The 15,970-nt window shown below is 43.8% G+C and carries 9 protein-coding genes and 1 pseudogene; 8 read left to right on the top strand and 2 right to left on the bottom strand.

The features are described from left to right. Positions 1–18: 18 nt before the first annotated feature. Positions 19–783, bottom strand: coding sequence for a DUF3298 and DUF4163 domain-containing protein (locus tag FHG64_RS08955; protein WP_139066075.1), 765 nt, complete (start codon positions 781–783; stop codon positions 19–21). Positions 784–962: 179 nt separating this feature from the next. On the opposite strand from FHG64_RS08955, the gene FHG64_RS08950 reads away from it, so the two are divergent. Further along, positions 963–2,105: a cystathionine gamma-synthase gene (locus FHG64_RS08950; RefSeq protein WP_139066074.1), complete on the top strand. Its 1,143-nt coding sequence runs from the start codon at positions 963–965 to the stop codon at positions 2,103–2,105. A gap of 180 nt (positions 2,106–2,285) precedes the next feature. On the opposite strand, the gene FHG64_RS08945 is transcribed toward FHG64_RS08950, so the two are convergent. Then, positions 2,286–3,062, bottom strand: a complete 777-nt coding sequence (locus FHG64_RS08945; RefSeq protein WP_139066073.1) for a THC0290_0291 family protein — start codon at positions 3,060–3,062, stop codon at positions 2,286–2,288. Between the two features lie 198 nt (positions 3,063–3,260). Here FHG64_RS08945 and gdhA point away from each other — a divergent pair. The 7 genes and pseudogenes from gdhA to ileS all read left to right on the top strand — a co-directional run bounded on the left by gdhA (position 3,261) and on the right by ileS (position 15,967). Further along, a pseudogene (gene gdhA / locus FHG64_RS08940) lies at positions 3,261–4,603 on the top strand (NADP-specific glutamate dehydrogenase). Between the two features lie 316 nt (positions 4,604–4,919). After that, positions 4,920–8,036 (top strand): WD40/YVTN/BNR-like repeat-containing protein, encoded by a 3,117-nt coding sequence (locus FHG64_RS08935; protein WP_139066072.1) that lies wholly within the window; start codon positions 4,920–4,922, stop codon positions 8,034–8,036. Between the two features lie 75 nt (positions 8,037–8,111). Further along, positions 8,112–8,831 (top strand): DNA repair protein RecO, encoded by a 720-nt coding sequence (gene recO / locus FHG64_RS08930; protein ID WP_139066071.1) that lies wholly within the window; start codon positions 8,112–8,114, stop codon positions 8,829–8,831. After that, positions 8,831–11,230 (top strand): TonB-dependent receptor, encoded by a 2,400-nt coding sequence (locus tag FHG64_RS08925; protein ID WP_139066070.1) that lies wholly within the window; start codon positions 8,831–8,833, stop codon positions 11,228–11,230. The genes recO and FHG64_RS08925 overlap by 1 nt, the downstream gene beginning before the upstream one ends. Before the next feature lie 248 nt (positions 11,231–11,478). After that, entirely contained in the window at positions 11,479–12,138 is a 660-nt protein-coding gene (locus tag FHG64_RS08920; RefSeq protein ID WP_139066069.1) for an NDR1/HIN1-like protein, read from the top strand. A gap of 8 nt (positions 12,139–12,146) precedes the next feature. Next, positions 12,147–12,404 carry a hypothetical protein gene (locus FHG64_RS08915; RefSeq protein WP_139066068.1) on the top strand — a complete coding sequence of 86 codons (258 nt, stop codon included), beginning with the start codon at positions 12,147–12,149 and terminating at the stop codon, positions 12,402–12,404. Positions 12,405–12,565: 161 nt separating this feature from the next. Then, positions 12,566–15,967 carry an isoleucine--tRNA ligase gene (ileS, locus tag FHG64_RS08910; protein WP_139066067.1) on the top strand — a complete coding sequence of 1,134 codons (3,402 nt, stop codon included), beginning with the start codon at positions 12,566–12,568 and terminating at the stop codon, positions 15,965–15,967. The last annotated feature ends 3 nt before the right edge of the window (positions 15,968–15,970 follow it).

The following is a 15,970-nucleotide window of genomic DNA, read 5'->3' as shown; positions in this document are numbered from 1 at the left end:
GCTGAAGGTCTTATGAACTTAAAGTATCTTCAGGTATTCTTCTGCCTGTTCCTTTGGTATCTCCAGCTGTATGCCCCCTTCTGAATATGAGGCTACTTCATAAGCGTTATACCTTAATATGATCCTGTTACGGTAAAAACCAATGTTCTGTGGCAGGCTGAAGCTGTCACCCTCAAAGAAATATCCGGTACTGTTGATGGGCTGGTCCTGCGGGATATCATTCTTCTCACGGAATAAACGCTCTGCATACTCATTGAATTCCGAAGTGAAAAGCTCTGAAGTTTCATAGGTCTCCCCTGTTTCCGGGTTAAAGTTGAGGTAACTGGTACTTGTAAATCCATGAGCCCCGCCGGTGAAAATGGCCAGTTTAAATTCCATGGAGATAAGTTCAGGCGAATTTGTTAAGATCCTTCCTGCGACTGATGCCTCCCAGGGGATGTTGTATTCCGGGAATTCCTTTGCAGATGCTTCATAATTATCGATAAAATTCTGCGAAAGTGCTTCCAGGCTTCCAAAATCATTTTCCTCCTGGAAGTCGATCAAATTGATGACATGCTGCTCTATATGCCGGTTAATGTTCCTGTTCCTGTCATTGTCATTTTTGGCCCAGGGAATATGAATGCTTATAAAAGCACAATTTTCCTCCTCGGGGTCGCAGTCTACACTGGATACCTCATCGATATGAAATTCCTCAAATACAGGTGGAGGGGTCTCTTTCCCGCAACCGGTTAATAATGTGATAATAAAAAGAGTGCAAAGCAGCTTTTTCACGGCATTTTTCATTGTTAAATTAGGGATAAAGGTACATGCAATTTTGCCAATCCCCAACAGGAGTAGTACATTAGAAGCAAATAATTTAGAGGTTATAATTTACCTTATTCTTTGTGGATATTGCCTTGTAATCGACTTATAATTAATAACATCAGGATGTTTTCATTTTAAAAATATTTTAATTCTCATTTATGAAATTCAATACCAAAACCATCCATGGGGGACAACAGAATATTGACCCGGCCTATGGAGCAGTAATGCCTCCCATATACCAAACAACAACTTATTCGCAAACCACTCCCGGAGGACATAAGGGTTATGAGTATTCCCGCAGTGCCAATCCTACCCGCACCGCCCTTGAAAATTCCCTGGCGAGCATTGAAAATGGGAGATTTGGAATGGCCTTCGGTTCAGGTCTTGCTGCAATTGATGCCGTGATGAAACTTTTCAAACCCGGTGATGAGATCATATCCACAAATGATCTATATGGAGGGTCATATAGATTATTCACAAAGATATTTGAAGGTTTTGGATTAAAATTTCGGTTTATTGGAATGCAGGATGCTTCTTCTTTAGAGGAGCACATTAATGAAAACACAAAGCTTATTTGGGTTGAGACTCCTACCAATCCAATGATGAATATTATTGATATTGAAGCCTGTTCCAGGGTTGCCAAAAAGCATAACCTCCTCCTGGCAGTAGACAATACCTTTGCCACGCCATACCTGCAGCGGCCGCTGGACCTGGGGGCAGATATTGTGATGCACAGCGCGACAAAATACCTGGGAGGCCACAGCGACGTGGTTCTTGGAGGACTGGTTGTAAAGGATGAACAGCTGGCAAAGAAATTATACTTCATTCAAAATGCAAGTGGGGCGATTTGTGGTCCGCAGGACAGCTTTCTTGTGCTGCGAGGAATAAAGACCTTACACTTACGTATGCAGAGGCATTGTGAAAATGGAGAGAAGATCGCAAGGTTCCTTAAAACACATCCCAGGGTTGGAAAAGTGTACTGGCCCGGGTTTGAAGATAATCCTAACCACGAGATCGCTAAAAAGCAAATGAGCGGCTTTGGGGGAATGATCTCTTTTACTACTGCACAGGGCACCCTTGAAAGTGCCGTTAAGGTAGTGGAGAAATTAAAGATATTTACCCTGGCAGAATCCCTGGGGGGAGTTGAATCTCTCGCCGGGCATCCTGTAAGTATGACACATGCCTCAATTCCCGTGGAAGAACGTGAGAAAACCGGGGTGGTGGATTCTCTTATAAGATTGAGTGTAGGTATTGAAGATGAAGAAGATCTTATCGGGGACCTGGAACAGGCTCTGGAATGAAAATTTCTTTTTCGTTAAACAATGTTGATTGGAGAAAAGAGAACAAAGAAAATAGAACAGAGAACAGAAAGATCAAATGTCGTTTGGGCTCAGGAGTGCGAAGTCATTCTGTTAATAAGTCCTGGTTCTTGTTTCTTGGCTCTTGGCTCTTGTTTCTTTGCTCTTGGGAACCGGGTATTCTTAGTAGTTGAGGTAGTAGACATAGCCTACAGTGAACCACATGACAAAATCATTGTACTTATTTTGAGGAGCCTCAATATTTAAACCGTCAAGCCAGTCGGTATCATAATAGTTCCACCTGGCTTCCACAACCAGGTCACTTACCAGGTTTAACCTGTACCGGGTACCAATACTTCCCTGCAGGGACCAGGTAGATCCCCCGTCGAGGTCTATTCCTCCTATGAAGGTGGGAAATATCACCTTGGGGTTATCTATCTCACCAAGGTCTGACCAGGCTGTGGGCTTGAAATACACAAAGTGGAAGCCGGCAGCGATGAAAGGTGAGAAGCGCAGGCCAAAAGAGGTATAATCTTTTATGCTAAGGGGATAATACTCCAAAGCTGCACCTATTTCCAGAAGCTGGGTCCTGCCGTGCATTGCCCGTAACAACCTTCCACCTTCAGAATCCTTGTTGGCTACCGGGCCATAATGTTCCAGGTCGCTAAAGAGGTAATCCATCTCTGTGCGAATCTTGAAGTGATCACTAAAATAATTTTGAGTGGGGTAACAATTACATTCAGCCTGATAGGCAAAGTTCATATAATGCACAAACCCTATCCCAAAACCGGCATTTTCAATATTGTTCTTTAAATTCCATCGCTCCCCGTAATCGGTAAAAAAGGAGGCAGGGCCAAGGATCACCCCAACTTCATGGGAAATACCTATCTGTGCTCCTGCTCTTTGAGTAGAAAGCGCACAAAAAATTATTGAGAAAACAAGAATGCGAAACTTCGCCATGTATACCCGGTTGAAGGAGAAACAAATATATAAAATAGAAGTTAACAATTTTCACAGTATCTTAAGACCTCTTTGCGCTAATAAATTGAGTCGTTAATTTTATATCAAATCAAAAAATTACAAGGCCTATCATTAAAGAATCTTTATATTTGCATCAGTTTACGCAAACGTTTTTAATAACAATAATAGCATTGTATTATGGAGCAAAATGTCAAAGACTTTTTGGAGGTTGTATCTAAAAGAAATCAGAACGAACCGGAGTTTATGCAAGCTGTACATGAAGTAGCCGAAACGGTTATTCCATTTATAGAAAAAAATAAAAAATATCAAAACGCCATGTTGCTGGAGCGAATGGTAGAGCCGGAAAGGGTTATCATGTTCCGTGTGCCGTGGATAGATGATCAGGGAAAGACACAAGTAAATCGCGGGTTCAGGATTCAAATGAACTCTGCAATTGGACCATATAAAGGAGGTATTCGCTTCCACCCATCAGTAAATCTTAGTATCCTTAAATTCCTTGCTTTTGAGCAGGTGTTTAAGAACAGTCTTACCACACTTCCTATGGGCGGTGGTAAAGGTGGTGCCGATTTTGACCCTAAAGGAAAATCAGATAATGAAGTGATGCGTTTTTGCCAGAGCTTTATGACAGAGCTGCAGCGCCATATTGGTGCAGATACGGATGTTCCTGCAGGAGATATTGGTGTAGGTGCACGTGAAGTGGGTTATATGTTTGGACAATACAAGAGGCTGAGAAATGAATTTACCGGAATTCTTACCGGAAAAGGCCTTTCTTATGGAGGATCGTTAATTCGTCCCGAAGCTACGGGTTACGGTAACGTATACTTTGCGCAAAATATGCTGGAGGTAAAGGGTGATTCATTAAAAGGAAAATCTGTTGTTATCTCCGGATCAGGAAATGTGGCACAGTATGCTGCTGAAAAAGCTACCCAACTAGGGCTAAAGTGATCACTATGTCCGATTCCGGTGGGTATATCTATGACGAGAACGGAATTGATGCTTCCAAACTTCAGTTCATCATGGACCTTAAGAATGTGAAAAGAGGAAGAATAAGCGAATATGTAGATGAATATTCTTCAGCTAAATATTTCGATGGTGAAACTCCATGGGGTGTGAAATGTGATGTGGCAATGCCTTGTGCAACACAAAATGAGCTTCATAAAGAAGATGCTGAAAAACTGGTTTCAAATGGTTGTATGCTTGTTGGAGAAGGTGCCAATATGCCTTGTACGCCAGAGGCTGTAGCTGTGTTCCAGGATGCAAAGATACTTTTCTCACCGGGGAAAGCTTCTAATGCCGGTGGGGTTGCCACTTCAGGTCTTGAAATGTCACAAAACTCCATGAGATATAGCTGGACCGCGGAAGAGGTTGACAAAAAACTTCACGAGATCATGAAGAACATTCACGCAGCCTGTGTACAGTTTGGAACTGAAGAAGATGGATACATTGACTATGTTAAAGGTGCAAATATCGCCGGTTTCGTAAAAGTAGCCGATGCTATGCTTGCTCAAGGCGTGGTATAATCCAACCTTATATACAAAAAATTAAGTGCCGCTCCTCGAGCGGCATTTTTTATTCGAAGAGGGTAAATACCCCTACGCTTGCCTCGTAAGTAAATGTAGTGAAGTTCGAAAACGTGTTCCACTAAAATGCTCTGCAGGCTTGCCCCGGAGAAATTTTACTTTGAAATCTTCAAAAAGTCCAGTAAAAACTAGTCTTCCTTATAATTGAAGTTAGGAGAATTTCCTGCCGGCAATTCTGTTATCCCGCATTTCCCCCACCACTTTTAGGTTTTAAAGACAAAAAATCCTTAAACTTGAAGTACATTCCTTACATACTATGAAACAAAAAGGCTATTACTTCACGCTGTCTCTAATTTTATCATTATTGTTTTCTCTATTGTCCCTGCAAAAAATACAGGCGCAACAGGAAATTGACACCTCAGCTTTTCAAACCCTTGAATACAGGATTGCAGGACCTTACCGCGGTGGAAGATCTACTGCAATTGCTGGGCATGCGAACAGGCCCCACGAATATTATTTTGGTGCCACCGGGGGCGGACTCTGGAAAACTACAGATGGCGGCCTTACCTGGAATCCTGTTACAGACGGGCAAATAAATGCCTCCTCTGTAGGAGCCGTTGATGTGGCAGACAGTGATCCCGATGTCGTGTATATAGGCTTGGGGGAATCTCAATTTCGTGGGAATATTATGCAGGGTGACGGAATATACAAATCTGTTGATGCAGGAAAGACCTGGGAACATGTAGGTTTAAAAGATTCACAAACCGTCTCTCGGGTTCGTATTCATCCCACCAATCCAGATATAGTATATGCCGCAGTGTTAGGACATCCCTTTGGGCCCAATGAAGAGCGCGGGGTCTTTAAGACTACTAATGGCGGGAAGACCTGGGATAAAGTGCTGTACAAAGGGCCAAAGGCCGGGGCAGCAGATATTATCCTGGATCCCAATGATCCTGAAACTATTTACGCCAGCATTTGGGAAGTTTACCGCACCCCCTGGAAAATGTGGGGCGGGGGCGGTGCCTCCGGCCTTTTCAAATCAACCAACGGCGGGAAGACCTGGGAGGAACTAACCAACAAACCGGGGATGCCGCAGTTGCCGATAGGGAAAATTGGAATAACCGTTTCACCTGTGGATCCCAACCGGGTGTGGGCAATCATCGAAGCCAATGAAGGTGGCGTTTTTCAATCCAATGATGCCGGGATGACCTGGGAAAGGACCAACGAAGACAGAAAGTTGCGCCAGCGGGCATTCTACTACACCCGAATCTATGCCGATCCTAAGGACAGGGAAACTGTCTACGTACTCAATGTTGATTTCTGGAAATCTACAGATGGCGGAGTAACTTTTGACGAGAAAATAAGGGTGCCCCATGGCGATAACCACGACCTGTGGATAGACCCCAATGATCCTAACCGAATGGCAGAGGCCAATGACGGTGGGGGAACAATAAGTGTTAACGGCGGGAAGACCTGGACAGATGAGGATTTCCCCACTGCACAACTTTACCATATTACAGCAACTAATGACTTTCCATATTTCATAGCCGGGGCCCAGCAGGATAACAGCACAGTGGCCATTCCCAGTGAAGGCTGGGATTTTCTTAGTGCCGGGAATAATACCCTTAAACCCCGGGTGCATTCCTATGCGGTAGGAGGTGGTGAAAGTGGGTGCATTGCCCAGGATCCCAATAACCTTGATATCTTCTATGCGGGTAGTTATTCAGCCGTTCTCACCAGGATCAATAGAAGAACGGGAGAGCGAAGACGTATAGAGCCGTATCCGCGTTATTTTATGGGTAACGCTGCTGAAACCCTTCCCGAGCGGGTGCATTGGACCTACCCTATAGTTTTCTCCACTCTTGAGGACCGGCTGTATGTTACCTCCCAGCACGTGTGGACAACCACCAGTGAAGGGCAATCCTGGGAAAAAATAAGCCCGGACCTTACCTATGCCGATCCTGAGACCATGGGAGTAAGCGGGGGAGAGATCACTTTGGATATGAGTGGCCCAGAACTCTATGCCACTATTTATGCGCTGGCACCTTCTTTTCACGAGGTGAATACCCTCTGGGCAGGGTCAGACGATGGCCTGATACATATTACACGTAACCATGGAAAATCCTGGGAGAATATCACTCCTTCCGGCCTTCAAAAGCATTCGCGGGTGAGCATTATTGATGCATCGAGGCATAAGGCAGGGGCGGCTTATGTGGCAGTAAAGCGCTACCAAATGAACGACAGGTCCCCATATATCTTTAAGACCAATGACTACGGGAAAACCTGGAAGAAGATCATAAACGGGATTCCGGAAGGGCATTATGTGCACGCGGTAAGGGAAGATATAACCACCCCGGGAGTACTTTATGCAGGTACAGAACATGGAATGTATGTTTCCTTTGACGACGGGGAACAGTGGAATTCCCTGCAGCTCAATTTACCCGATGTTGCCATACGGGACCTTGCCGTTACAGAAAAGGATCTGGCCATCGCCACCCACGGCAGGAGCATGTGGATCCTTGATGATATTGCACCCATTAGGGAATACAACAAGGAAAACCTGGCAAAGGAACTTCACCTCTACACCCCCTATTACGCAGTACGCCGTGTGCAGGATGCTGTTTTCAACTATAATCTGGCACGGGAAGCAGGGGAGGTGAAGATCGAGATCCTAGATGCTTCAGGAGAAGTTATACAGTCTTTTGTTACTGAAGAGGTGGAGGAAAAGGAAGAAGATGGAATCAAGGCGGCAAAGGGGGAGAAGGAAACTTCAGAAGCAACGGCAGCACAAGAGGGTGGAAAAGAGGAAAAACCTTCCGAAGAAAAGAAAACCACAGGGCCTACCACCAACCGTGGACTTAATACTTACACCTGGGACCTGCGCCTGCCCGGATCCACCGTATTTGACGGGATGATCCTATGGTCGGCAAGACCTGAACGTGGCCCTATGGTTGTGCCGGGATGGTATACCGTAAGGGTGACTGCCAATGGAAAAACGGAAAGTGAACGCTTTGAAGTGAAGATGGATCCAAGAATTGAGGATGTAACCCGGGAAGACCTGGAGGAGCAATTTGATTTGCTGGTCAAGATCAGGGAAAAGGTGAGCGAGGCCAATGAGGCGGTGATTAAAATTAGAGAATATAAGGAAAGCCAGGGAGAAGATATTGATCCCGCTGTGCTGGAAAGCCTGAATGCAGTGGAAGAAGCTATATACCAGGTAAAAAACCAGAGTAACCAGGATCCTTTAAATTATCCTATACGGCTCAATAATAAGATCGCCACTCTTGGTCTTATAGTAGACAGCGGCGAGGCAAGGCCAACAGATGGTGCTTACGTGGTTTTCAAAGAGCTTTCAGAAGAACTTGCGGTGCTTATAAACGAGATGGAAACTATCCTGCTTAATGCGCAAAGGGAAACCCCCGTAAGAAATTAATTAAAGGTTGGGTGCTTAATAAGAGGACCGAATGTAAACCCCGATTTTTATATCTTCGGGTGGTAAATAAATTCCATGCTGGTAAACACCCGGGCAATCGTTATTAGCGCGCTTAAGTATGCTGAGGCAGATCTTATTGTGCGATGCTTTACTCAAACCTCAGGCTTAAAGAGCTATCTCCTGCGGGGGGTGCTTAAGTCAAGGAAAGGGAAATTCAAAGCCTCCATGTTCCAGCCGCTCACCCAGCTGGAGCTGGTGGCAAAACACAAGGATAAAGGTAAACTGGAATATTTACAGGATGCCCGGCTGCTGTTGCATTACCAGAGTCTCCATACCAATGTGGTGAAGAGCACGATGGTCTTGTTTCTTTCTGAAGTTTTGCGAAGTGCCATCCAGGAGGAGGAACAAAATGAGCCTCTATACGTTTACCTGGAAGGAGCTGTTAATTACCTTGATCAAACCGAAAATATTTCCAACTTTCACCTGTTGTTCCTGCTGGAGCTTACCAGGTACCTGGGGTTCTATCCGGATGATTCCCTTGAAGGTGGTTCCTGTTTCAATCTCCTGGATGGTATTTTCCAGGAGGAGAAAACCAATGAGTATTGTATAGACGGGCCTAATTTTGTACTTCTAAAGCAGCTTCTCGGTACAAATTTTGATGACTTGGAGCATATAAAACTAACCAGGAGCGCACGCGCTAATTTTCTTACCATGTTACTCGCTTATTACCGTTTACATATTGAATCATTCAGGAACCCGCAATCCCTTACGGTGCTAAATGAAATTTTTAATTAATGCGGTTACTATTATTTATATTATTTCTTGCAGGATGTAATTCATTACAGGCACAGGAGGTCCTGGTTATCGATGAAGAGACAGGGAAACCATTGCCCTATGTAGCGATCTATAACAGAGATAAGACCAAAAGCACCTTTACTGCCGGCCAGGGAAGGGCAGATCTTACAAAGTTCTCACCCGGGGAGGTGATCATTTTCAAGCATGTTTCCCACCGGGAACATGTGACTACCAAGAAACAAATATTGGCAGCAGGAGCAAAGGTCTATTTGGTTATTGACGATAATAATTTGCAGGAGATCGTCCTTTCTGTTTCCAGGTTTAATTCCAGGAGCAGGGATGTGCCGCAAAAACTGGTGAGCATAAAACCTGCCGAGATTGCCTTTACCAACCCTCAAACTTCTGCCGATATGCTCCAAAGAACGGGCAAGGTATATGTGCAAAAGAGCCAGATGGGTGGTGGTAGCCCAATGATAAGAGGGTTTGCAACCAACCGTCTTCTTCTCACGGTAGATGGGGTGCGTATGAACAATGCGATCTTTCGCAGCGGGAATCTGCAAAATGTAATCTCTGTTGATCCTTTGGCAGTACGGGAGGCAGAGGTGATCCTGGGCCCCGGCTCTGTGATCTACGGGAGTGATGCTATAGGCGGGGTGATGAATTTTTATACCCTGAAACCGGTTTTCTCCTATAAAGAAGAGAATATAAGTGGGAATGCATTTACGAGATTCTCTACTGCCAGCAATGAGAAAACCGTTCATGCCGATGTTAATTTTGGATATGAGAAATGGGCTTTTTTAAGCAGTATCTCATATTCAGATTTTGGAGATCTTAGGATGGGAAGCCATGGGCCTCAAGAATATCTAAGGCCCAAGTATGTCGTTACCAGGAATGGAGAGGATTTCGTGGTGGACAATGATGATCCACGGGTGCAGGTGCCAACGGGATATAACCAGATAAACCTCCTCCAAAAGATCGCTTACCAGCCCCACGAATTGTGGGATCTTACAATGGGTTTATATTATTCCACCACTTCAAATTTCCCGCGATACGACAGGCTCTACCAGGAGCGGAACGGTCGTCCCCGTAGTGCTGAATGGTATTACGGGCCGCAAAGATGGTTTCTGGGAAATGTGCAAATTGAAGCCCGAACCCACCGGAAAATGTATGACAAGGTAAAATTTACAGGTGCTTATCAATTCTTTAATGAAAGCAGAAATGACCGGGATTTTGGAGGTGATATAAAATATCATTCAGAAGAGAACGTAGATGCCTGGTCTGCAAACCTGGATTTCGAAAAAAACTTTGGTAAGGATAAATTCCATTATGGAGCAGAGTATGTTCTTAATTTTATAGGTTCCACAGGGTCTCAAAGAAATCTCCTTAATAATACAATTGCACCAGATCCTTCAAGATATCCCGATGGGTCCTCCTGGCAATCCATCGCCGCCTACAGCAGCTTTCAATGGGAGATCAATAAGCAACTTAATGCACAGTTTGGTGCCAGGTATAACAGGATCCTGCTTAGGGCAAATTTTGAGGATTCCTTTTATGATTTCCCATTTGACAATGCCAACCTGGAAACCGGGGCCCTTACGGGAAGCGCAGGAATAAACTGGAAACCAAATCACAGGACCACCTGGAGGGCAAATATTTCTACAGCCTTCAGGGCTCCTAATATTGACGATATTGGTAAGATCTTTGACTCTGAGCCCGGTGCGGTTGTTGTGCCAAACCCTGGATTGCGACCTGAATATGCTTATAATATGGATGCCGGGCTTAACTGGAAGATCTCCCATAATTTCATCGTGGACCTGGGAACATTTTATACCATCCTTGAAGATGCCATGGTGCGCAGGGAATTTGATCTTAATGGAGTTACAATTATAGATTACCAGGGGGAGCCCAGTAGGGTGCAGGCAATTCAAAACGCAGCAGGAGCTTATGTTTACGGGATTGAGGCCGGGGCAGAGTTAAAGATCTCCCAGGCCTTAAAAATTCTTTCCCAGCTTACAGTTACCCGCGGTAGGGAGGAGCAGGAGGACGGCAGCACTGTACCGCTTCGCCACGCGGCTCCGTTATTTGGAAACACTCACCTTGTATGGACTTCCGGGAAAGTGAAGCTGGACTTCTTTAGTGAATACAACGGGCAGTTCGATTATGAGGACCTGGCACCGGAGGAACAGGGCAAAGCATTTTTATATGCTGTAGATGAAAACGGAAATCCTTACTCCCCTTCCTGGTATACCCTTAATTTTACCGGGCAGTATGAGATCGACGAACACTGGCAAGCCACGGCATCCTTAGAAAATATTACCGACCAGCGCTATCGTACCTATTCATCTGGCCTTACCGCACCGGGAAGAAACCTGGTACTGGCCTTGAGGTATAGCTTTTAAAAGCAAAATTTAAAACTTAGAAGTTTTTACTGCCGAAACTATCTTGCTGTTTTGAGCTGTATGTTACCACACCCCAATATTTCTCCCCGGGAATTATTTTATGATCTTTTTTTATTCTGCCTCCGGCATCTTATAAAAACCTTAACCCTTGTTATTGTGATAGTTACATCGTAATTGATATCTTATTCTTAAATCTTCAAATTTTAACAAGTAGATATTATTCTATGTGATTGAAGAAAGGAAATGATATGAGAAATAATAAATGGATAATATTAATTGGTGTGCTGTTAATAGCGGTTGCAGGAATATGGTGGTGGTTTTCTTCTTCTTCTTCTTCTTCTTCGGATTCCTCATCACCATCTCAGGGGGGAATAATAGCAGAGGGCCTAACTCCTGAAATGGATATCCTCTCAGCCAGAATAACTAATATAAGTGACGACAGGGTAGATGTTATTGCAGAGGTGATCTTTAAGAATTCCCTGCCTGTCGAATTTAGCAGCAGTAGCTTGGAATACGAGGCTTACATCGATTCTATTAAGGTGGTGGAGGATGCGCATGATGATCCCGTGACCTTAAACAGTGGGGATAGTACAGTGATAGAATTGCCATTAGAGGTAAGGTCAGGCCCACTTGACCGGGTGCTAAGTTATTTTAAAGAAAATAATATTGATAGTGCACACTATGCTCTAAAGGCATCAGTCATTCTGGATGTTCCAATAGAAGGCAAAGAAGAATTTGACCTCGAATTGAGCGATACTCTCCCGGCATTTAAAAAAATGGAATTTAGTATTGAAGAAGTGGAAACTAATATCCTTAGTTCAGATGACGGCCTGGACCTGGTTATTAGGGCCAGGAATTTCAATACTTTTCCCACAGAGATAAGAAGCGGATCTTTTTCATTACTATAAGGGACGAAATGAAGGTGGTGGGCCAGCTGGAAGAAATTGTTTATATCCCCGCCAATGGGACAGAGGATGTTTCCTTATTTGCCGAAAAGGAATGGGGAAGCCTCACTCAAAGTGCCAGGGATTTTATATTTAACAGGGAAGATACCCGTTTTAAGATCCATTTTAATGGGATATTACATTCAAATAGTAAAATGCTTAATGAAACAGAAGTTGACCTAAGGGTGAATGGTACCCTGGATGAATTATCTGAAGCTGTGGGCAACTAATTCCCTGCAGCACAAAACAGTTCCCCGGTAGCACATTTTTATCTTCAAATGCTAATTCTACATTTTAGCCTTGGGGCTGCTATGATATCATTTAACCATTTAATCATCACGTAATTTCTTAAAAATCCTTATTTTCGCGACTCATTGGAAATATTGAAGAAATGAGCAAAAAGTTCGCTGAATATAAAGGACTTGACCTGCCAAAAGTAGCCGAGGAGATCCTTGGCTACTGGAAGGAAAATGAAGTATTTGAGAAAAGTATGACCACCCGTGAAGGGAAAGAACCTTTCATCTTTTTTGAAGGTCCACCGTCTGCAAACGGTCTGCCGGGTATTCACCACGTGATGGCGCGTGCCATTAAGGATATTTTTTGCCGATATAAAACTCAAAAAGGTTTCCAGGTAAAACGTAAAGCAGGGTGGGATACCCATGGTTTGCCAATTGAACTTGGGGTAGAGAAGGAGCTTGGGATCACCAAGGAAGATATTGGAAAGAAAATAAGTGTAGAGGACTATAACCAGGCCTGTAAGAATGCAGTAATGCGTTATACAGATGTTTGGAATGACCTTACTGAAAAAATGGGTTACTGGGTAGATATGGACGATCCATATATTACCTATAAGTCCAAATACATGGAAACCGTATGGTGGCTGCTTTCAGAGATCTACAAAAAAGGCCTTATCTATAAGGGTTATACTATACAGCCTTATTCCCCAAAAGCAGGTACAGGATTGAGTTCTCACGAACTTAACCAGCCGGGTACTTACCAGGATGTTACAGATACTACTGTGACTGCGATGTTCAGGGCTAAGAAAGAATCCCTGCCCGATTTTCTTCTGGATGGTTCGCAGGATGTATTCTTCATCGCCTGGACCACTACTCCCTGGACCCTGCCGGCCAATACCGCATTAACAGTGGGTCCAAAAATTGAGTATACTACAGTTAAAACTTATAATCAATATACATTTGAGCCTATCACTATTGTGGTGGCAAAGGATCTTGCTGAAAAACAATTCGATAAGAAGTTTAAAAAGGTTGAAAGTGAGGAAGGACTGAAGCCTTTTAAGCAGGGAGATAAGATCCCGTATTTAATTGGAGAAAGCTTTCTGGGAAAAGACCTGGTGGAGATCAAGTATCACCAATTGATGCCTTATGTGCAGCCTTACCATAAGCCTGAAAATGCCTTTAGGGTAATCGCCGGGGACTTTGTTACTACAGAGGATGGTACGGGAATAGTACATACCTCTCCAACTTTTGGTGCAGATGATGCCATGGTAGCTAAACAGGCAAGTCCTGAGGTGCCGCCGCTTTTGGTCAAGGATGAGAACGAAAACCTGGTACCGTTGGTAGACCTGCAGGGAAAATTCGTAAAGCAGCTTGGGGAACTTGGCGGGAAGTATGTGAAAAATGAATATTATGATGAAGGCGACGTCCCGGAGAAATCTGTAGATGTGGAGATCGCCATCAAATTAAAAGAGGAGAACCGCGCCTTTAAGGTGGAAAAATATGTTCACAGTTATCCTAATTGCTGGAGAACAGACAAGCCAATATTATATTATCCCCTTGACTCCTGGTTCATCAAGGTGACAGATTTTAAGGATCGTATGCATGAGCTTAATCTGGGCATCAACTGGAAGCCAAAATCTACCGGAGAAGGTAGATTCGGGAACTGGCTTGCAAATGCAAATGACTGGAACCTTTCCCGTAGCCGCTATTGGGGTATCCCATTGCCAATATGGAGAACAGAGGACGGGAAGGAAGAAATGATCATAGGCTCTGTTGCTGAACTTAAGGCTGAGATCAAAAAAGCCATTGAAGCAGGAGTAGCAAAAGAAGATATATTCGAAGGTTTTGAACCAGGGAATATGAGTGAGGAGAACTATGATAAAGTAGATCTTCACAAAAATGTGGTGGATCAAATCATACTTGTATCTCCATCTGGTAAGCCAATGAAAAGGGAGGCAGATCTTATTGATGTATGGTTTGATTCAGGCTCCATGCCTTATGCACAATGGCACTACCCATTTGAAAATAAAGAGAAGGTAGAGGGAGGAGAGCGCAAGGCCGATTTCATTGCTGAAGGGGTTGACCAAACAAGAGGTTGGTTCTACACCCTGCACGCTATCGCTACGATGATCTTTGATGATGTAGCTTATAAAAATGTGGTTTCCAACGGGCTTGTACTTGACAAGAACGGCCAGAAAATGTCCAAACGTCTTGGCAATGCCGTAGACCCATTTGAAACCCTGGCTGCTTTTGGACCCGATGCCACACGATGGTATATGATCTCCAATGCCAACCCATGGGATAATTTAAAATTTGATATTGAGGGAATAGGGGAGGTGCGCCGTAAATTCTTCGGAACGCTCTATAACACCTATTCATTCTTCAGCTTATATGCCAACCTGGATAATTTCACTTATTCTGAAGAAGATGTTCCTTCAGCTGAACGTCCTGAAATTGATAGGTGGATCCTTTCAGAATTACACACTCTTATACAAAAGGTAGATGTAATCTATTCAGAATATGAACCTACAAAAGCCACCCGTGCAATCTCTGAATTTGTGCAGGAAAACCTTAGTAACTGGTTTGTAAGGTTAAGCAGAAGGCGTTTCTGGAAAGGAGATTATGAGCAGGATAAGATCTCTGCTTACCAAACTCTTTACACTTGTCTTGATGCAGTTGCAAAACTAAGTGCGCCGGTAGCCCCATTCTTTATGGACAGGCTGTATAAGGATCTTAATGCCGCCACCGGGAAAGAAAAATATGAATCTGTTCACCTGGCAGAATTCCCTGTTTTTGATGCCTCATTCATAGATAAGGAACTGGAGCGCAAAATGCAGAAGGCTCAAACTATTTCTTCTCTAGTACTTTCACTGCGTAAAAAAGAAATGATCAAGGTAAGACAGCCGCTGCAAAGGATCATGATCCCTATTTTGGATGAGCAGCAAAGAGCAGAGATCGCTGCGGTGGAGGATCTTATAAAATCTGAAGTAAACGTAAAGGAGATCGAACTCATAGATGATGCTTCAGGGCTACTGGTGAAGCAAATAAAGCCTAACTTTAAGGTGCTTGGACCGCGGTTTGGAAAAGACATGAAAGCAGTGAGCGCGGCTATAAATAACTTCACTCCAGAGCAAATTGCGACCATTGAACGCGAGGGTACTATTTCGATTGAAATTAATGGAAAAATGATTACTTTTGCAGCCAATGAAGTGGAAATCAGTTCTCAGGACATCGAGGGCTGGCTGGTGGCGAGCAATGGAGGATTGACCGTTGCGTTGGATGTTCATATCTCAGATGAGTTAAAGAACGAAGGAATTGCCCGGGAACTTGTGAACAGGATACAGAACCTAAGAAAGGAATCTGGATTTGAAGTAACAGATTCTATTGATGTGACCCTACAGAAGGATGGTATTGTCGAGGATGCTGTCTTAAATAATATAAATTATATCAAAAACGAGACACTAACTGCAAACCTCGAATTTGCAGATGTGGTTAAGGATGGAAGCGAGGTGGAATTCGATAACGTCACCACTAAATTGTGGATCAAAAAACATTAAGAC

This window comes from Antarcticibacterium flavum (assembly GCF_006159205.1).
Classification (GTDB): Bacteria; Bacteroidota; Bacteroidia; order Flavobacteriales; family Flavobacteriaceae; genus Gillisia; species Gillisia flava.
The sequence above is the reverse complement of the archived record's forward strand: the minus strand, read 5'-3'. Positions and strand labels throughout refer to the sequence as shown.